We start from the raw sequence: 18,305 nt of genomic DNA, 5'->3' as shown, positions 1-18,305 counted from the left end.
TTTATTTTCCGTTCTCGTCGAAGGGACGCAGGTGGAAGAGTTGTCCGTTCTCCGCATCGGAAAGCACGTAGATCGTTCCGTCGGGAGCCTGGGCGACTTCGCGAACCCGCACGCCCATCGGGATGCGTTCCACTTCCTCGGCGGTCGTTCCATCTACGGCTACGCGGACAATGCCGCTAGCGGTCAGTCCACCAATCAGCGCGTTACCCTGCCAGGCTTCGAAGGCGTCGCCCGTGTAGAAAACCATGCCCGAGGGAGAGATCGTGGGCGACCAGTGAATCGCCGCGTCCGCGAATTCGGGGCGGGTGGTCGGATCGGGAATTTTGCTTCCGTCGTAGTTGTCGCCCCAGCTGACTACCGGCCATCCGTAGTTTTTGCCGGCCTCCACGGCGTTGAATTCGTCGCCGCCCATCGGGCCCATCTCGGTGACCCACAGCATGCCGGTAGCCGGATCGATGGCCGCGGCCTCGATGTTGCGGTGTCCGTAGGAGTAGATCTCGGGCAGGGCGTTTTCCTGTCCGACGAAGGGGTTATCGTCGGGTACCGTACCGTCCGTATTCAATCGCACGATGGAACCGAGGTGATTGCTCAGGTCCTGGGCCGGATCGAATTGGAAGCGTTCGCCCATGGTGAAATACAGCATACCGTCGTCGGTGAACTCGATGCGACCGCCAAAGTGGTTGGGGCCCTGGAGTTTGTAGTTCTGTACGAAGAGGGTTTCGAAGTCCTCGATCCGGTCGTCGACCCAGCGGCCGCGGCCGAAGGCGGAGGAGGCCATCGAATCCTGCCCCCCATCCGCGAAGGATAGATACACGAATTGGTTCTCCTCAAAGTCGGGGTCCAGCACCACGTCAAGCAGACCGCCCTGCCCGTAGGAGAGGAGTTCCGGGATTCCTTCTACGGGCTCCGATAGGGTCGAGTCCGACTGCAGGATCCGGAGGCGGCCCGCCCGTTCGGTGATCAGCATGCGTCCGTCGGGCAGGAAGGCCATTCCCCAGGGGTGCTCGAGGCCGTCGACGATCGGCACGATCTTTACGGGACCGGCTTCCGTCAAGGCTTCCCCATTCTGACCGGTTACGGCCCAGGAGAGGAAAAGACAAAGAAAGGCCAGCATAAGGGGATTTGCGCCGGAGCGCGGGAGCGGAGTTTGCATAGTGTTCTTTATTCTACTATGTCCACCCGCGGTCCCGGGTTCGGTATCCGGCATCCTTTCGGGCCCCGCGGTCGGTAGCTTTACGCTGGGGTGATAAACCTGCCAAGGCCCCGGCCCGGGAATTAGGCCAGGGGCGTGTCCAGTTCCGCCAGCGAGCTTTCGATCTCCGCGGTCGTGAGCTCGTGGGATTCGATCTTCCCCGCGAAATAATCCTGGTAGGCCTTCATGTCGAAGTTGCCGTGACCGCAGAGGTTAATGAGAATCACCTTGTCCTCCCCGGCTTCCTTACAGCGCTCCGCCTCACGAATGGCCGTGGCGATGCCGTGGGCGGCCTCGGGGGCGGGAATGATCCCTTCGGCGCGCGCAAAGGCGATGCCGGCTTCAAATACCTCCAGGTTATCGTGGGCGCGGGCCTCGATGAGCCCGTCCTTCAGCAGCTGGCTCACGATGACGCCCGCGCCGTGGTAGCGGAGTCCGCCGGCGTGGATGGGCGCCGGAACGAAATTATGGCCGAGGGTATACATGGGCAGCAGCGGCGTCATGCCTACCGTATCGCCGAAGTCGTAGCGAAACTGGCCGCGGGTCAATTTGGGGCAACTGGCGGGTTCGCTGGCCACACAGCGGATCTGTTTTCCTTGGGTCAGGCTCAGCCGCAGGAAGGGAAAGGCAATACCCGCGAAGTTGGACCCACCGCCGAAGGGTGCGATCACGACGTCGGGCAGCTCCCCGGCCTTTTCCATCTGGAGCAGGGCTTCCTGCCCGATGATCGTCTGGTGAAGTAAAACGTGGTTGAGCACGCTGCCCAGCGCGTACTTGGTATCGGGGTCGGTGGCCGCCCGCTCCACGGCCTCGGAGATGGCGATACCCAGGCTGCCGGTGGTATCCGGATCCTTGGCGAGCACCTTGCGCCCGGCCTCCGTCCGATCGGAGGGAGACGGATATACGGTAGCGCCCCAGGTATTCATCATCACCTTGCGATAAGGCTTGTGTTCGTAGCTGAGCCGAACCATGTAGACCTCGCATTCCAGGCCGAAGTGCTGGCAAGCGAAGCTGAGGGCCGAACCCCACTGCCCGGCACCGGTCTCGGTGGTGATCCGCTTCACCCCGGCTGCCTTGTTGTAGTAGGCCTGGGCCACGGCGGTGTTGGGCTTGTGGGAGCCGCTCGGACTTACCCCCTCGTATTTGTAGTAGATCCGGGCGGGCGTATCCAGGGCCTTTTCCAGTCCGTACGCCCGGTACATGGGCGTTGGCCGCCACAGCGAATAGATGTTCCGCACTTCGTCCGGAATGTCGATCCACCGCTCCGTGCTCACTTCCTGCTTGATCAGCTCTTCCGGAAAGAGGGGGGCGAGGGCGTCGGGACCGATCGGCTCCCGCGTTCCCGGGTGGAGCGGCGGCAGCGGTCGGTTGGGCATATCGGCCACGATGTTGTACCACTGGTCGGGGATCTCAGATTCGGAGAGGGTGATTTTACGCTGTTGCATGTCGAAGGTGATTGAATACACCAAGAATACAAAATCCCCGCCACACACGAAAAAGCCCCCGCCGCCGAAACTGGCGCGGGGGCTCGATGGGGAGTGCCCTAAGCAGCAGGCACTTACACTCACTAAATTCCGGTCGGAGGGTTACTCCTTGTTCTTGTTTTTGCGCTCCTTCTTAGGTGCGGGCGCTTTTCCACCCCGGCGGCCCTGAGCGGGTGCGGCTCCTCCGCCATCGCCGCCGTCTTCACCGCCGCCCATGAGGTCGTCGTTGGTCACCGAACGGGTTTTGCGGCGAGCACGGTCTGCTTCCAGTTCGCCGAACTTGTAGCTAAAGGTGAGCTTCACGTTGCGGTTGAGGAGCAGGTCTTCCCGCACCTGGGTGAAGTTCGGCGTTTCCAGTTCGCTCCGGATGGTCCAGCCCCGGCCAGCAAAGTTTTCGGCGGAGAGGCCGATGGTGCCGCGGCCATCATTGAATTCCTTGCTCATCCCCAGCGCGTACATACCGAACCCGCCACGGGAACCCTGTAGCTGAACCCGGCGGCCCCGCATGAAGGTGAAAGCCTGCGCGGTCCAGCCTTTGTTCAGCTTCAGTTGGCTCATTAGCCGGCCGCCGTAGTTGAAGCCGGAGTTGGTCTGGGTGACGGATATTCCGTCTACGCCCGTCACCTGCCCTTCCAGCTGAGCGTAATCGACGTCGAATCCGCCGTTGACGGTCCACCGGTTGGTGAGGTACAGGTTGAGGAAGACGTTGGCGCCGACGGCCTGTTCTTTTCCGATGTTTTCGTAGGTGGTCAGCAGCACCCCGTCCAGGCTATCGATCGGGGTGCGGACCTCGTTGATGGCATTGTCGGTGTTCCGTCCGAAGAGGGACAGGTTGAGGTAGGTCTTGCCGATCATGTTGCTGTAGCCCAACTCGAAGTTATCGGTCAGTTCGGGGCTCAGCAGTGGGTTACCGACCTCGATATTCTGGGTGTTCTGCAGGTTGACGTTAGGGTTCAACTGGCGCAGCCAGGGACGCTGGATCCGGCGGCTGTAGCCAGCCTTTACGGTAGTGGTTTGGCCTAGTCGCTTCGAGAAGTTGACGCTCGGTACCAGGTTATTATAGTCGGGTATTTCAATGCCCTCGTTATTCTGGGTGGCATCGATCATCGTCTGTTCGTAGCGGAGGCCGGCCTTCACGGTCAGGTCGCCGGGCAGGCTGAGGGTATAGGCACCGTACGCGGCGGCGATATCCTGGCTGTAGTCAAGCGTACCGGCCGGATTGGAAGGATCGAGCGTGAACGCACCGTTGCCTTCGGAGCTCAGGTAGCTGAAGTCGCTGTTCACCTGCCGCAGGATGCCCTTGGCACCGACCTCGATGATCTGGGTTTCCCCGATGGGGTGGATGTAATCCGTTTGCAGGGTGATCTCCTGGTTGTTATTGTCGTTGAGATTCTGCAGGCGGCTCAGGACGGTCTCTTGTCCGTCGAGGTTGCTGGAGATGAAGTTGCTGTTTTCGTCGGTCGTACTATACAGGGTGGAGATGCTCAGCTCGCGCCCGGGTTTGATGACGTAGAGGTAATCCAGGTTGAAGTCGATGCTGTTGCCACCGCTCTCGCTTTCGATGTCGCGCAGGAAGGTGGAGATCGGCGTCTCCTCGGCAAATACATTGGTTGTCTGTAGCTGGTCGCGGTCGAAGTTGCGGATGCCGAAACGCACGCCACCGGAGAGGAACATCTTGTCGGTGAGGTCGTAATCGAGGCCGAGGTTGTAGCGGCCGAAAAGGCCGTTGTCGCTGCCTTCGCCGTACTGTTCGCTGCGGCTATCCGTAAATTGCTGGACCAGGGAAGTCTCCGAGTTGTTGTAAAACGCCCGGCCGAATCCACCAAGGGTCACCCCGAACTTACCCCGGCGGTAACTGCCGTTGAGGCCGAGGTTAGAGCCTCGGATGCCAATACCGGTATCCACGTTCAGGAAGTAACCCGCGAGGCTGTTTTTCTTAGTAATGATATTGATGATACCGCCCGATCCTTCGGCGTCGTACTTCGCCGAGGGACTGGTGATGACTTCCACGCTCTTGATCTGGTCGGCGGGGATCATCTTCATCGCATCCGCCACGCTGCTGGCGATAATCGTCGAAGGCTTGTTGTTGATCAGCACCCGAATGTTCTGGTTGCCGCGTACGCTTACGTTGCCGTCCAGGTCTACCTGGAGCAGCGGTACCCGCCGCAGTACGTCGCTGGCATCGCCCCCCTTACTGAGTTGGTCCTGCTCGGCATTGTAGACCAGGCGGTCCACTTTTTCCTCGATCAGGGAACGTTGTCCGGTTACGGTCACTTCTTCCAAAAGCTCGGCCGATGCACCGAGGGTGACGGTCCCGAGGGAGGCCGCTTTGCCACCCGCCACGGTCACGTTGGGAACCGATACGGCCTCGTAGCCCAGAAAGGAGATCTCCACGCGGTAGGTCCCGTCGGCTACGTCGGTAACGGTAAACTGACCGTTCTCATCGCTGATGGTGCCGTTCACCAACTCCTCCGCGGCGTTATACAGACTGACGGTAGCGTAGGCCACGGGGGAATTATCCGTTCCGTCAACCACCAGCCCCGTAATCGAGCCGGCGGCGGGGTTCCAGGCAATAGGGCCGGTGAAAAAGCCCGTCGCTCCCGCGTCCGCGCCCAGAGGATTAGCCTCCAGGGCGATCGTCGGCAGCAACAAGGCGACACACATCACAATTTTGGAATACGAATAGGTTTTCATTTCTCGGGGTTATAGCGGCAAAGGAAGGCCGAACGTGTACGCCGTGTGGGGCGATTCGACAATCCGGCGTTTCGACTCGACGGTTTACCACTAAAACGGTTTAGTTGGGGTGAAGTACCCGCACCCCGCGCCTGGGGCTACCCCCGCTGATCGGTCGAATCACCGCTCTATGGGTCGGCTGGTTGGGCTATCCAGTCCGTCATCGCCGCCCCCCGAATCGACCGTCTACCAAGAGCGCGCCAGGTCGGCCACCCCCGGCCGTAGTATTCCTTCCAGCACGGCGTAGGGCAGGTCCAGGGCGATCTCCCCAGAGCTGTACGGACCGATCGCGTACGGATCGTACAAGAACCGCATCCCGTCCGGTAAGGGCGCGACATTGCGGGTGACGGGAATGGAATCCCCGAACACCCGGTCCGGGTGTTCCATGGCCTTTGCCGTCAGGAGCCGGCTGAGCGCATCCTCCGTTCCCGCTGCAAAAAAGTCGTCATAGGTGAGGAATTGCGGCGGATCGACCCGGAACGGCAGCAGCGTAGTGAACGACATGCCGTGCGCGCCACCGGTGTATTCGTAGTACTGGTGGCCGAACACGATCAGGCTGTCGCCCCGGTACACCACCTCGGTCCGCTCTTCCTGTTGCCGACTGAGGGCTTGGGGAGCTTCCTGCAACCATTCTTCCTGTACGTCCTGGCTGGTGTAGTCCGCGAAGAGCGGGTTGACGTACGCCTTAACGGCGGTATCCAGCGGGAGGTTATCGGATACGACGAAGCCGAATAGCCGGGCGCTCAACGTATCGTTGATCAGGCGGCGCAGCTCCTGGGATCCACCCTCTGCCCTTACGGTATTCAGGCGGTAGGTGAAGTAGGGTCCGTGCGACCGCAGCGCGACACTATCCTCGAAGGTGTAGGGATCCAGGGTGAGGGGCGCTTCCTCAATGGGAAAATCCACCGAGTTACCCGGGTTATCCGTAACGGGATCGGTATCGCCCGTACAGGCCGCGAAAGTGAGAAAGAGCAACACGGTGAGGAGTGAGAAACGCATAGCGGATGGGTTGGCGCCAAGGTACGGGTTGCCCGGCTGGCTTCACTCCCGGGGGAGGCGGTTGATGGGTTGCACCCGGTCCAGGTACAGGATGCCGTCGAAGGCGCTACCCATGTTTTCCTCGATCGTCGGTTGACCGTAGTACTGTGCCCCGGCACCGGCCATAACCTTCAGCGGACCCGAGAGGGAAGCCTTTAGGGCCGGGTCCTTCCGGGCCGCCCGGAGATCCAGAAAGCTGTAGGGCTTGCCGGTCCGGGCCAGGCAGGATGTAAAGGTGGTCGGGTCCAGCTCGAACGAAATGACCTGGTCGGCCCACACCTCACCCCGCGGCGCCAGGGCTACGAATTCCCCGTTCCCGAAGTCGGTCGCCAATCCATAGTACCCCCGCCCCATCCGCTTGGCCAGCTGGTGGCCGGTCACGTCCACCTGCCCGTTGCTCACCCAGTCGCCAACGTGGGCGTTGTGCGCCCAGTAGAGTAAGCGAACGTCGCGCGACCCGTCGCGCAGGAGTAGCAGCAGGTTCTCGGCGGCGTACAGGTCCCGCAGATCGTGCTTGTGGCGTTCGCGCGGCTGGTTGATGACGAGTACGAATTGCCCGATGACCTCCACGTGGCGCAACATGTCCTCGTAAGCGTCCCGGGAACTCGCCGTTACCAGTTCGGGGCCGTGGACCGTCACGTAATCCAGCAACTGCCGGTAATTATTGAAGAGCGCCGCCTTCTCCTCCGGACTGAACCGCTGCCAGAGGTGTTTGTCGTAGGCGGCCACCTCCACCTCGTGCCCCAGGGCGGAGAGGTAATCCGCCACCAGCCGCGCGTCGGACTGTACGAACTGCATCTCGCTACCGTACAGGTGGATCGGCCGGTCGGGGTGGCCGACGTTATAGGCGCGCATCCATTCCAGCAGCGCCACGAACTCCTCCGTCCGGTAGCGCCAGCTGCTGTTGATCTCGTTGAGGAGATAGTCCCGGTCGTCGCGCTCCCCCTGTACGTAGGCATCCAGATAGGCCCCCTCCCCCACCATCGTTTCCAGCACGATACCGGTAAAGCGGTGCTGCTCCACCAGGTACTTCAGCAGTTCCCCCGCCAGAAGGGTGAACTCGGCCGAACCGTGGGTATCCTCGCCGTAGCCCAGTACGGATACGCTGTCGAGCTGATCGTCAAGGAAGGAGAACGCGCCGGCCTCCAACCCGGAAAATCCGGTCAGGTATTTTTCCAAACCGTCGGGACATTGGGCGCCGGCGCGCGGGAGGCAAACAAACCAGGAAAGGGTAAGCAAGATCAGGAAGCGCATGTCCAAAGGTAAGACCCGCTATGCTGCCCCCGCCGCCGCCGCGGTGGGCTGACGGCGGCAGTAGGCCCCTCCCGCTCGGCCCTCCCCGGGCGAGGCAATTTTTCGCCGCCCCCCGCCAACGGACTGACCGGCAGGACGTATTGCCGCGAAGTTGGCCGGTGGGGAGGTGCCGTGCGGGTAACGAACGGCTTCGGTGCGTCATTAGAGAGCGATACTACTTCACCGCATACCGCTAGACATCGCAGTGAATCGGGCATCCTCCCCCCGATTGGGGGCCGGGGGCAAAAGCCGGAGCAACGACCATACCTGGTGGTATGTCTTCACCTGCATACCCCATCGACATGTTTACCTCTCCCACGCTGTTTCCTCCGGATTCCGCCACCCCGCTCCGGTTTTCCATTCTGCTACTGGTCTCGTGCCTACTCCTTACCGGATGCCCGTCCGGCACCCGAATCACCGATCGGGTGCCACCGGCCAATCTACCGGTTGACGCCGCCAAGTTGCAGGAAATACCCGATCTGGTCGTCTCCCCGGACTGCGATGTCGAATTGCCGCGCGAAAGCCTCGTCCTGGTCACCTGGGCCAAGGTCCAGGAACGGGGAACCGCCTACCGAATCGATTTGACGCCCTACAAGCAGGGGTTCGAGCAAGACCTGTTTTACACCCTCCTTCCCGGCGAGAAGAAAGCTTTCCAGTTCACCGCCGAACAGGGGCGGGCCGCTAATCTGACCAGCAGCCTGGCCGACGTACGCGTCCGTGACTTCACCACCGAAAACCGAAGCGGGGGGAATCGCCTCGCGTTGGCCGGGCTGGTTCCCGGTATGACGTATTACCTGCGCGTATCCACCTTCTCCCCCACCGACGACAGCTGGCTCCCCGGTCAAACCATTCGGTTCGACGCCCCCGTCTGCCCCTTTGATTCTCCTGATCGCTAACCGGATTCCCGCTTACCTACCAACCCCTATTGCCATGAGAATTCTTCCCATCCTGCCACTGCTATTACTGTCTACCCTTTCCGGACAGTCCATCACGCTGACTGAAATCAACCCCACCTCCTCCACCCTCGACGCCACCAACCCGAACGGGGCCTCCGGTGGCAGGGTAAACAAGCTCGCCATTAGCGGTGACGGCAACAGCCTTTACGCGGCGAGTGAGCTGGGTGGTCTCTTCCGCAGCAGGGATCGCGGGAACAACTGGGAGCGCCTCGACGGCCACCTCCCTACCCTGACGGTAGATGTGGAGGTAAGCCCCGCCGATCCGAACGTTGTACTGGCCACTTCGACCTACGACGGCCGCCTGAGCAGCCTGTCCGGGCTTAACCGCAGCACCGACGGGGGAACGAGCTGGACCAGGCCGGCATCCTTTACCCCGCCCACCGGCTTCTGCCAAAGGGCCGTGGAAGCCGAAACGCTATCCGGCTACGGTATCGCCTTCGATCGTGACAACCCCGATCGGGTGTACGCAGGCACGAGCTGCGGGCTGGCCATCTCCACCAATGGAGGGGCCACGTGGAATTTCGTGGACCCAACTCCCCGGAACTCCCCCGACCGGATCATGGACGTCGTCGTACACAACGGAATCGTAGACATCGTTGGGGACGATGGGCATTTCCGGTCCACCGATAACGGACTAACCTGGACGACCACCTCCGACCCCGCGAATGCGCTCCCGTCGGGAATCGCCACGATCGCCGTATCCCCCGACGAGGACTACGTGCTCTTCGCTACCGTCGGCACCCTGATCTTCCACACCACCGACGGCGGGGAAACCTGGCGGAACACCATGGTCAACCCCGCCCCCCAGGGCAGGATACCCTTCGTGAAGGTCAACAACCGGACCGGCACGGCCTACGATCTGTGGTTCGGGGATATCGACCTGCACCGCTGTAGCTGCTCCACCCCCGCTGACCCCGCCCCCGGTGGAAGCGCCCGCTGCCCGGACAATACCTGGACGGGCCCCTTCACGAGAACCGTCGGGGGGCACAACGATTTGGGCGACATCCTCTTCGACCCCACGGTTTCGGTCGACGCCTGCCCGGTAGCCATGGCCTCCGACGGTGGGGTCTACTTAAATACGGCCGGTGGATCGGGCTGTCACTCCCCCGCCTGGGAACAACCCGCCACCACGGTCCGGGCGCTGTGGGTATTCGGTATGGCGGGATTCAATAGCGAACCCGGTGAATACCTGTACGCGGGCTTAATGGACAATGGTACCTACGTCACCCCTAACGCAAGCAGTCCGGATCCCATCTGGAATAACCGGGACTGCTGCGACGGCTTCGACGTGGCACCGAACCGGAGTAGCGTACTGTATTCCGTTTGTTGCTTCCGCCCCGGCCGCTTTAACCTCCTCTTTCTGCGGGATCGGGACATGGTCGGAGGCAGGGAGATCAACACCTATCCTCCGGGAAACGTGCGCCCCTTCTTCGATGGCGACCTAATCGTGAACGCCGGTGGCAACCGGTTCATCGTCGCTACCTCAACCGGGGTGTATTTCACCACCAATATTCGCGCCAATCCGATCACCTGGAACAGCCTGGGGTCCTCCAACGTACCGGCCAGCGTCTCGGGTCTGCACGTCGCGACCGAATCTTCGGGTAACGTGGTGGTATACGCCCAGATCGGGGCGGGCGACGGGAGCGGAAGCGATCGGGTCCGACGGAAGGACGGCCTCTCCGTCACCGGCGCCTGGACGACCGTCGACCCGCCGGGGGGCAGGGGCGGATTCGGAGTATTCGACGCCCACCCTACCAATCCCGACCGTATCATCGCCTCTCACTTCGTGTCCGGTTTGTCGCCCCAAATGCTCCTGAGTGTAGACGGGGGAGCTTCCTGGGATGCACTGCCCGAACTGGACGACCTCATGACCGGCGGCGGTACGTACCGGTATTCGATCACCTCGGAATTGACGCCCCGGGGAAGATACCTGCAACCCAGTCTCGTTGCCTTCAATCCGTACGATGAGGAGGTGATTGTGGCGGGCGCCGCCGATGCCGGACTGTTCATCTCCTTCGATGGGGGGGAAAGCTGGCGGCCGGTAACCGACCCCGATGACCCGTCGGGCATCCAGGTGCCACGTCCGAAGTTCGCCCACTTTGAAGAAGCCCCCATGCCGTTCGGCGATAACGGCCTGAACGTTTACATCGGCACCAAAGGTCGGGGAATGTTCCGGATGCGCATCGCCGGGTCACCGCCCGCCGCCGCAAGCCCCTGTTTGCTGAACCCGGCCCTGTGTATCGATCTCGACCTGGATGATTTCCGCATCGGCATCGACTGCGGGGGGCGCTTTCCCTGTTACGGGCGCGATCCCATTCCGAGAAACTGTCTCGTCAAGTACCGCTGCCCGGGGTGTGAGGAAGTGGCCCTGTGTCCTCCCTTCTATTCCATGCTCTTCGAGGATTTTCCCTTCGAGCATTTCGACCTCGGGCTATTCCACCCCAACGCGGATACCATCGATTACGGGACGACGCGTGTGGGCAAGGACCTGATCCTCACTTTCCGGCCGAGCGAAGCGCTTTACGAGGAGGCAGGGATCGGCGCCTACGAACTGATTTTTTCCGCCCGCTCGAATCAGGACGCCACGATCAAGGCCCGCCACGAAATCGCCACCAGTATCATTGCCGGTGACAAGCCGTTCGAGGGTCAGGAGGATTACGCCGAACTCAAGAAACTACTAAGCGGAAAGCGATAGCCGGCTGGGCCAGGCTGTGACTGGCCGTTAATCGATGGATTGGTCGATCAGGCGCAGCAGGAGGTCCTTTAGATACTCCACTTCGAATGGCCCGACGGTTGGCTCCAGGTGGTCGTTGCCTATGCCGCTGTCGTCCGTGATGAACACGTACGTACCATTGGTTACGATCGCCGTCAGGCGCATCAGGAATTCGGTTGGCTTATCGATACCGCTCGCAACGATGGGAACGAGGTGAATGCCGGCCGCTGCCGCTTCCTCCAGCAGGCCACGGTAGGTGGCCACGGTCTGCGCGTCACTGTGGGGGGGTGCGTCGAGCAGGAGGAAAGCGACGCGGGTGCGGGCCTTTGTCGACCACCGCAGTTCATGCAGGGCAACCTGGAGCGCCGTGTGAACCGCCTCGGGAAAATCCCCTCCGCCGTCCGCCGACTGCTGAGCGATGAAGGCCGTCATCGTTGCGAGGTCTTCCGTAAACGGGGAATGGCGGGTGAGGTAGGCGTCGTCCGTATCGCGGTAGAATACGGCGGCGGTCCGTAATTGGATAGTAGCGTGCTTATCTCCCACCTCCTGCAGGATCGCATGGAGATCATCCTTGAGAAACTCCAATTCATCGCCCATGGAACCGGTGGCATCCACTAAAAAAGCCAGGTCGACGGCCCCGGAACGCTCGGTCTCGTAGTCCAGGCGCACGACGATGGCGCCGCTTACTTCCTCGGTCACCCTTTCGTCAACCTCCCTTCCGTCGACCATTAGCTCGAGATCGGAAGCAGTGGCGAAAAAGCATTCAGCCCGACCGCGGTGGTCGGTGCGGGTGGTGAAATGTTGACCTCCGGAAGCAGCCCGGACTTCCACATCGCGGGCCGGTTCGCCGCTTGCGTCGGTGACCTGAATACGGATCCGTTCGGTCGTGTGAATGCCCCAGTCGGAGATGCTGTGCCCGTACTCCTGGTGTCCGGTCAGGTCCTGCCAGAAACCCCAGTGATCCAGGTCGTTCCATTCGCCCGCGGTGATGAGCCCGCTGCGATCGGAAGCGGGATGTTGCCCCCGGTCGGGCGTGCTTTCGCTTCCGTCAACTGTTTCGAAGGTGGTCGGCAAGGCAGCGGGGGTGTAGGAGTCCGCCGTACAGGCCGTGAGCAGCAGGGTAGTCGACACGAAAAGCCAGGAAAGGAGCCGCATGGAATTAGAATTTTCATTTAAGGGACGGATGCAGGCGTGGAGCTCGTTGGTGGGCCGCGCTTTATCTTACCTTTCTTTCGACCTACGCCACCCATACATGCCTACTGCCTTTGAAGACCTTTCCGACCAGCCCCTCGATGATTTTGAGGGTTTGCGCCCGGGCCAGGTGCACCGGCTTCTCCATAACTTCCTAGACCGCGGGAGCATCGTCCGGCTGTCGGACGCTGACGTGCCCCCGCCGGCCGCCATGCCCCTGGTACATTTCGTACGCGACCTACTGGATCGCCTGGCCGAAAGGGATATACCCCTCACCAAGAAGGGGAACCTGCCCGCTGGCCTGGTGAAGGAATGGTACGCCACCGGCTTACTCCCCGCCCGCGACATCGATAGCGGCATCACCAAGCTTTCCGGCGAGGACGACTACCTGCCGGCCCAGGTGGCCAAGCACCTGCCCCTGGTCATGGGCTGGACGAAGAAGCGGCACAACAAGCTGAGCCTGACCGCGAAGGGGAAAAAAGCCCGCGCGCTTTCGGAGCACGCTTTTTTCGCTACCCTATTTCGCCAGCACCTCAAGCTGTTCAATCTCGGCTGGGCGGACGGATACCCCGAGTCGTCCGCTCTCCAGCACGTCTTCGGCTACCTGGCCTACCTGCTGTTGCTGTTCGGTACCGAGGAAAGGCCGGCGACCTTCTACGGCGAGCGGCTCCGGCGCGCCTTCCCCTTGCTGGAAAGGGACTTCCCAGGCACCCAGCTGACTACGGCCCTGCAGCTCCGGCTGCTGGAACACTACCTCGCCTACTACGGCCTGATCGGGGTGAAGCCGAATGCAGGTGGCCCATACCATTCTCCCGGCGTAGGGACCACGATTGCGTTCCGGAAACTGTTTTACCTCGACCGGGGCGCGGCCCCCGACCCGCCCACCGAAGAGGAAAACTACGAACGGCAGTTGCGGACCGCCCTCTTCGATGCGGAGATGGGCAGTCAATCCTACACTTCGGACGAACTCCCGCTGGAAATGCTGGAAGCTTTCCAGGAGCAGGTCCGCCAGTTCGAGGAACAGCAAGCGGCTCAGGATACCGTGACGGTACGCAGCCTGCTCGGGGATATGCCCATCTTACTGCCGAGCGACATTCCCGATAACCAAATCGCCACCAGGGAGGCGCGCAGGCTAACCGAAGCCCTGGAACGGGTCGGCATCCTGCTAGTGGAAGACGAAGCCAAGGAGCTCGAACCGAAGGATTATTACGACTATTTACACAACCTGCTGCTCGACTTCGAGATCGTACCTCCCCCTCCCGGGAGCCGGCGGGCCCTGTCATTCTCCGAGGTGGTTATTGCCAGTATGGACCCCATCGAAGCGCTGACGGAGCACTTCCTACTATCACTTTTCCGCCTCGACGTACCTTTCCCCGTCGACCTGCTGGCCACGGAAATGCGGCTCGCTAACCGGCTCGTGCCCCGGCAGCGCGGCCTGGATCACCTCCTCAACTGGCGTAGGCAGTGGCGGGAAATCGTTGGCCTGGCCTTCGACGTGATCGACGGGCCGCAGGTAGAACCCCCGACCGACCGGCAGGCCATCCAGTTTTACCTGGTAGCCTACGAGGTAGTAAATGCCGCTTCGGGGGAGAAAGAAGTGTTCGAGGGGGGCGGCGTGATGGAATTCATCCTGGAAGGTGAGGAGTGGCGGGTAACCGGTGCCCAGTTTCCGGGTTTTTGCCTTTAGCCTCCTCCCGGCGCCCGTTCGCCGCCGTAGCGCCACATTCCTTCGAGGAAGGGATGCAGGGGAAGCACCCCACCGTAAAACGCCAGTTGCTCCGAGAGGTATGGTTCCTGGTCCCAGTGAGGCGGTGGGTAGAGGCTTACGTCGGGAAATACCCGCCGGATGCTTTCCGTTAGCCGGATGAACTGAACCACCAGGCCGACCAGACGGGAGCGGGGGGAAACGGAACGTTCCAGCAGCACCGTGACGGCCGCGGTGGCCCTGGCGAGACACAGCAAGGTGAGATAGGCGGTACGGCGGGCATCCTCGTAAAAAAATCCGTCTCCCTGCTCGGTGGTTTCCTCCCGGCTGTGCAGGCAGCGTTGCACCTTGGGGCCCAGCATGACTACGTACCAGTTGAGGGCGTGGGCGGCCTGAACGGAAGGGTCGTCGAAATTGGCGGACTGGAGCAGGGGCCGCGTCCACTGAGAGGCGCTTAGGTATTCTATCACCATGCTGCGGGAGCGACTCTTTATTTCGGCCACCGGCAGCGGCGGGTCGGTCTCCAGCTCCTGCAGGCTTACGCCATCCACCATCAACTGCTTTTCCAACCGCCGCAGAAAGTCGGCGTAAGAACCGCTAAGGGCGGGAAAGGCCCGGGGCATGGTGTTCTGTTGCCTCCCCTCGGCCCCCAACTCCCTGCCGAGGGAGTAGACGCCGCAGCGGTCCGTAAAGGGGCAGCGCTCGCACCAGCGAAAGCAATAATTCGCGATGCCGGACAACTGATCAGTCATGGAACTAAGATAAGCGGCGGGCCGGAAACTTTCCGCATCCCCTGGCCGGAAACAGTTGCGTCGGGGCGCTCGCTTCGCCGCCCGGCTTTTCACCTGCGCTCCGGCGCCCTCAGCTTAGTTGGCGGTAGCGGGCCTTGACGAGTACGAAGGCCCCGTAGAGGAACAGTCCGAGCGCGATCAGGGCCAGAAATACACTACCGGCGCCCTGGCTGATGAGGTGGAGCACGCCGCCGAGTCCCTTATACTGGCTGGCGTCCTGGGCCACGATGACCTTGACGAGGAAGTAGGTAAAGACGAGGTAGACGATGACCCGTGATCCGTAGCCCAGTTTGCCCATCCAGCGGTAGGTTTCCCGTTCCTTCCGGCCCATCTTATCCGTCTGCAGATCGTTCAGGAAGGTTTCGTGCACCGCCCGATCGTACTGCCAGTAGGCGGCGTAGAGGGCGGCGAGGGCCAGAAACCCCACGCCCACCATACCGAAAGGCTCCTGCATGAGCTCGACGAGGAGAGCCTGTTTATCGCCTTCGGTGCTGCCGCCGATCACGAGGGTGAGGGTATACACGCCCAGTAAACCGTACATACTACCGCTGATCGCGTAGTGGGTGCGGCTCATGATTCCTTCGCGATCGGTGCCGTCGTTGGCTTCGTCGGTGAGGGCTTTATACCAGCGCCAGCCACAGTAAGCGAATAGTCCGAGTGCCAGTACGGTGAGGAGGACGGTTCCGAAGGGCTCGTCCTGGAGGTAGCGCACGATCTTCTGGGGGCCTTCGGGGCCACCGCTGGCCTGTCCGATTACCGTGGCAAGGGCCAGGCCGCCCACCATTACGTACACGCAGCCTTTGGCGGCGTGGCCCCAGAAGTAGAGCTGGTGGTGCCAGTCCGTAGTCGCGATTTTGGTCATATAGCTTTTCTCTTGGGATTGGTTCTCCTATGAATGGTACGCAAACCGACCCTGAGAGTTCGTACGGACAAGCGCGGGGGCAAGGGACTCACTCCGCTACCGCGCGTATGGCGTAATAGCAGGGCTCGGTCTCACACTCGTACATGATCACCTTAGCCCGGTAGCGCGTTGGGGCCGTCGGACTGACTTCGACGATGGGCGTATAATCCTCCAGGGTATCCTCATCGACGAGGTTGCCCTTCTCATCGTACAGTTTTAGGTCGAGATCCGGGCAATCCCCGTCACAGACGGCAAAGATCTTATAGGCAACGCCGCCGTAGAGCTCCAGATCGTGGAATTGGCTGTCGCTCTTCCCCATGGATCCGCAGTAGGTCAGGTAGATCATGGGATACCCGATTTCGCTCATGCGTTCGGAAACGGAGGTAAGCTGGGAGCGGATGGATTGTTGCTGGCACTGGGCGGAGGCCGCCGGGATCGTACCGAGAGACAAAAGAATGCCTAGAATGAGGTAACGCATAGCAAAATTACGGAGAGTGAAGCGGGAAAACCAGACCGACCGGCCCCGGAAAGTTCCAGGCCGTCGGCGGCGTCGATCGTCAGGGTAATCAGGTGCAGGGGGCGCTACAAAAGGGGATGCCTCGCGCGCTTAGCTTTCGGTTCATCCTGCTTTCATCAAGAAAGCGGATGCGTTCTCCGGGCTAGCCAAGCAGGAAGCGGTTCAAAAACTTGAATAGGCATCCGGACGATCTAACGTACCGCAGGCAGGGCTATTTCGAATGATCGTCTTTTTTGCATTTCCTCGCCTTACTCCTCCCCTTCTAGCTGGTTGAGCAGTTGGCGGGCATCATCGGTAGTATAGCCTTCCAGATCGCGTGCCAGCTGCAGTTGCCGGAGCGCAGCCTCCCGGTTTTGTAGTTGCAGTTCGGCCAGGGCAAGATAGAAGCGGAGGTCGCCTTCGTCGTAGGGATACCTCCCGGTGTCCAGTACTTCCGTGAGCAGTTGCTGAGCCTCTTCAGCTTGTCCAATGGCCAGGGCGGAAACGCCGGCGTACAGGAGGTTGATACTGTCGAGTGTGCCGGAGGCGACGCCGGCCCGCAACAGCGGATAGGCCCGCTCGTACTCCTTCTGATCGTAGGCGTCGAGTCCTTCCTCCGCATCCTCTCTGGGGCCCAGCAAGGCGCCTTCGCGCGGCAACCACTCGATACTATCCTGCGCCAGGCGGGTATCCGGATCCGGCCGCGCCAGCAACCACCATCCTACGGCCAGCAATAGCAGCACGGTAGCCGCCACGCCCAGGATGCGGGGCCATAGCCGACGCTCCCGGCCGAGGGTGACCGGCTCGAGCGATGCTTCCAGTTGGTGGAGGGTATCGCGCATCGCGTCGCGACTGTTTAGCTCGTCGGGCGACGACCGAAAGCCGTGGCGGTAGACCGCTTCGTAACGGGCGGCCGCGGCGGCCAGTTCCGCGTCAGCCCGTAACCTGGCACGGAGAGCAGCGGCTTCCTCGGCGCTCAGATCGCCTTCGTAGTAGGCGTCTATCCTGTCGAGCAGGTCCGGTGGTAGTTGAAAATCGGATTCCATTGTTGATTACTTGGCGGGGTCCGTTGCGTAAAGCGCCCGGAGGCGAACCATACATTTCGCTTTATTGGTTTTCGCCGAGGCTGCGTTTTTATAACCCAGCAATTCGGCGATCGTCTTCCAGTCCAGATCCAAAAAGTAAAAGTGGACGAGGAGTTGACGACAACGGTCTCCCAGGTCCCGCATTTTTCTGTGCAATTCCCGCCGAATGGCTTCATTTTCCTCGTCACCGTGGGGGGTAACGAGTGCTTCCGGCAGGCGTTCGGGTTCGAGGTAGACTTCGCGATTGGTTCTTAACAGTTTCCGGTACAGATTCTTCGACACGGCATTCAGGTAGGTATCGAGCCGAGCGGAGAGCTCGGTCAGTCTACCGGAACGAACATTTTGTACCAGAATAATCAGGGCTTCGGTGAAAAGTTCCGTGGCCACCTCCTGCCGGTTGGGGTGGTCGCGGTTGACAATACGCCCCACTAGAAAACGAATACAGGGCTCGCGGTACTTCTGGTACACGGTTTTGAGGGCCGTGCCCGTTGTATCCGTACGCAAGGCCGCCAGTAGCGCCTCATCGGACATATTACATGAATTAATGGGGTTCGCAAAGAAAGGTAACCCCCACAAAGTAGGAAATCTCGGTCGCACCGCCGACTGCCCCCCGCGGACGTCCCTTCACGCACAGTAACCTTACGAACTGATGTCCCGACCTTCCGGTTTGTATACTTGGCAGGACACCGAGGCGTGCGGAATGCGCCTCCCGGTAATGCTGCGTGCT

The 18,305-nt window shown here is 61.2% G+C and carries 14 protein-coding genes; 3 read left to right on the top strand and 11 right to left on the bottom strand.

The genetic code is table 11. The annotated features are described in order from the left end of the window. Position 1: 1 nt before the first annotated feature. The 5 genes from CLV84_RS05600 to CLV84_RS05580 all read right to left on the bottom strand — a co-directional run bounded on the left by CLV84_RS05600 (position 2) and on the right by CLV84_RS05580 (position 7,701). On the bottom strand, positions 2–1,153 hold the full coding sequence (locus CLV84_RS05600; RefSeq protein ID WP_211295172.1) for a PQQ-dependent sugar dehydrogenase: 1,152 nt from the start codon (positions 1,151–1,153) through the stop codon (positions 2–4). 122 nt (positions 1,154–1,275) lie between these two features. Beyond that, positions 1,276–2,637: a TrpB-like pyridoxal phosphate-dependent enzyme gene (locus CLV84_RS05595; protein ID WP_104418745.1), complete on the bottom strand. Its 1,362-nt coding sequence runs from the start codon at positions 2,635–2,637 to the stop codon at positions 1,276–1,278. Positions 2,638–2,778: 141 nt separating this feature from the next. Next, the gene (locus CLV84_RS05590) at positions 2,779–5,370 is read right to left on the bottom strand and encodes a TonB-dependent receptor domain-containing protein (protein WP_104418744.1); all 2,592 of its coding nucleotides are present in this window, start codon (positions 5,368–5,370) and stop codon (positions 2,779–2,781) included. 225 nt (positions 5,371–5,595) lie between these two features. Then, positions 5,596–6,408 (bottom strand): DUF3298 and DUF4163 domain-containing protein, encoded by an 813-nt coding sequence (locus CLV84_RS05585; RefSeq protein ID WP_104418743.1) that lies wholly within the window; start codon positions 6,406–6,408, stop codon positions 5,596–5,598. Between the two features lie 42 nt (positions 6,409–6,450). Next, positions 6,451–7,701: an erythromycin esterase family protein gene (locus CLV84_RS05580; protein WP_104418742.1), complete on the bottom strand. Its 1,251-nt coding sequence runs from the start codon at positions 7,699–7,701 to the stop codon at positions 6,451–6,453. 314 nt (positions 7,702–8,015) lie between these two features. Between CLV84_RS05580 and CLV84_RS05575 the strand changes: the two genes are divergently transcribed. After that, entirely contained in the window at positions 8,016–8,636 is a 621-nt protein-coding gene (locus CLV84_RS05575; RefSeq protein WP_146088726.1) for a hypothetical protein, read from the top strand. A gap of 34 nt (positions 8,637–8,670) precedes the next feature. After that, positions 8,671–11,391 (top strand): WD40/YVTN/BNR-like repeat-containing protein, encoded by a 2,721-nt coding sequence (locus CLV84_RS05570; RefSeq protein WP_104418740.1) that lies wholly within the window; start codon positions 8,671–8,673, stop codon positions 11,389–11,391. A gap of 27 nt (positions 11,392–11,418) precedes the next feature. Here the strand turns inward: CLV84_RS05570 and CLV84_RS05565 are convergent, their stop codons facing one another. Then, positions 11,419–12,564: a vWA domain-containing protein gene (locus tag CLV84_RS05565; protein WP_104418739.1), complete on the bottom strand. Its 1,146-nt coding sequence runs from the start codon at positions 12,562–12,564 to the stop codon at positions 11,419–11,421. Positions 12,565–12,661: 97 nt separating this feature from the next. Between CLV84_RS05565 and CLV84_RS05560 the strand changes: the two genes are divergently transcribed. Next, a complete protein-coding gene (locus CLV84_RS05560) occupies positions 12,662–14,287 on the top strand; it encodes a hypothetical protein (protein WP_104418738.1) in 1,626 nt (541 codons plus the stop codon). On the opposite strand, the gene CLV84_RS05555 is transcribed toward CLV84_RS05560, so the two are convergent. From CLV84_RS05555 to CLV84_RS05535, 5 genes are all read right to left on the bottom strand, one after another. Next, a complete protein-coding gene (locus CLV84_RS05555; RefSeq protein WP_104418737.1) occupies positions 14,284–15,057 on the bottom strand; it encodes a hypothetical protein in 774 nt (257 codons plus the stop codon). The two genes, CLV84_RS05560 and CLV84_RS05555, sit on opposite strands and share 4 nt — an antisense overlap. A 109-nt stretch (positions 15,058–15,166) precedes the next feature. After that, entirely contained in the window at positions 15,167–15,958 is a 792-nt protein-coding gene (locus CLV84_RS05550) for a DUF1206 domain-containing protein (protein ID WP_104418736.1), read from the bottom strand. An 88-nt stretch (positions 15,959–16,046) separates the two neighbouring features. Then, the gene (locus CLV84_RS05545; RefSeq protein WP_104418735.1) at positions 16,047–16,475 is read right to left on the bottom strand and encodes a hypothetical protein; all 429 of its coding nucleotides are present in this window, start codon (positions 16,473–16,475) and stop codon (positions 16,047–16,049) included. Positions 16,476–16,762: 287 nt separating this feature from the next. Then, positions 16,763–17,539 carry a hypothetical protein gene (locus CLV84_RS05540; RefSeq protein WP_104418734.1) on the bottom strand — a complete coding sequence of 259 codons (777 nt, stop codon included), beginning with the start codon at positions 17,537–17,539 and terminating at the stop codon, positions 16,763–16,765. Positions 17,540–17,545: 6 nt separating this feature from the next. Continuing rightward, positions 17,546–18,109, bottom strand: coding sequence for an RNA polymerase sigma factor (locus CLV84_RS05535; protein WP_104418733.1), 564 nt, complete (start codon positions 18,107–18,109; stop codon positions 17,546–17,548). Positions 18,110–18,305 lie beyond the last annotated feature (196 nt).

The sequence above is a fragment of the Neolewinella xylanilytica genome, assembly GCF_002934605.1.
GTDB classification, from domain to species: Bacteria; Bacteroidota; Bacteroidia; order Chitinophagales; family Saprospiraceae; genus Neolewinella; species Neolewinella xylanilytica.
This window is presented reverse-complemented; position numbering and strand designations above follow the sequence as displayed.

Bases quoted from the DNA above. Each gene is read 5' to 3' on its own strand.
- CLV84_RS05595 (WP_104418745.1), bottom strand. From the start codon at position 2,637: ATGCAACAGCGTAAAATCACCCTCTCCGAATCTGAGATCCCCGACCAG.
- CLV84_RS05600 (WP_211295172.1), bottom strand. From the start codon at position 1,153: ATGCAAACTCCGCTCCCGCGCTCCGGCGCAAATCCCCTTATGCTGGCC.
- CLV84_RS05550 (WP_104418736.1), bottom strand. From the start codon at position 15,958: ATGACCAAAATCGCGACTACGGACTGGCACCACCAGCTCTACTTCTGG.
- CLV84_RS05585 (WP_104418743.1), bottom strand. From the start codon at position 6,408: ATGCGTTTCTCACTCCTCACCGTGTTGCTCTTTCTCACTTTCGCGGCC.
- CLV84_RS05535 (WP_104418733.1), bottom strand. From the start codon at position 18,109: ATGTCCGATGAGGCGCTACTGGCGGCCTTGCGTACGGATACAACGGGC.
- CLV84_RS05575 (WP_146088726.1), top strand. From the start codon at position 8,016: ATGTCTTCACCTGCATACCCCATCGACATGTTTACCTCTCCCACGCTG.
- CLV84_RS05560 (WP_104418738.1), top strand. From the start codon at position 12,662: ATGCCTACTGCCTTTGAAGACCTTTCCGACCAGCCCCTCGATGATTTT.
- CLV84_RS05565 (WP_104418739.1), bottom strand. From the start codon at position 12,564: ATGCGGCTCCTTTCCTGGCTTTTCGTGTCGACTACCCTGCTGCTCACG.
- CLV84_RS05545 (WP_104418735.1), bottom strand. From the start codon at position 16,475: ATGCGTTACCTCATTCTAGGCATTCTTTTGTCTCTCGGTACGATCCCG.
- CLV84_RS05555 (WP_104418737.1), bottom strand. From the start codon at position 15,057: ATGACTGATCAGTTGTCCGGCATCGCGAATTATTGCTTTCGCTGGTGC.
- CLV84_RS05590 (WP_104418744.1), bottom strand. From the start codon at position 5,370: ATGAAAACCTATTCGTATTCCAAAATTGTGATGTGTGTCGCCTTGTTG.
- CLV84_RS05570 (WP_104418740.1), top strand. From the start codon at position 8,671: ATGAGAATTCTTCCCATCCTGCCACTGCTATTACTGTCTACCCTTTCC.
- CLV84_RS05540 (WP_104418734.1), bottom strand. From the start codon at position 17,539: ATGGAATCCGATTTTCAACTACCACCGGACCTGCTCGACAGGATAGAC.
- CLV84_RS05580 (WP_104418742.1), bottom strand. From the start codon at position 7,701: ATGCGCTTCCTGATCTTGCTTACCCTTTCCTGGTTTGTTTGCCTCCCG.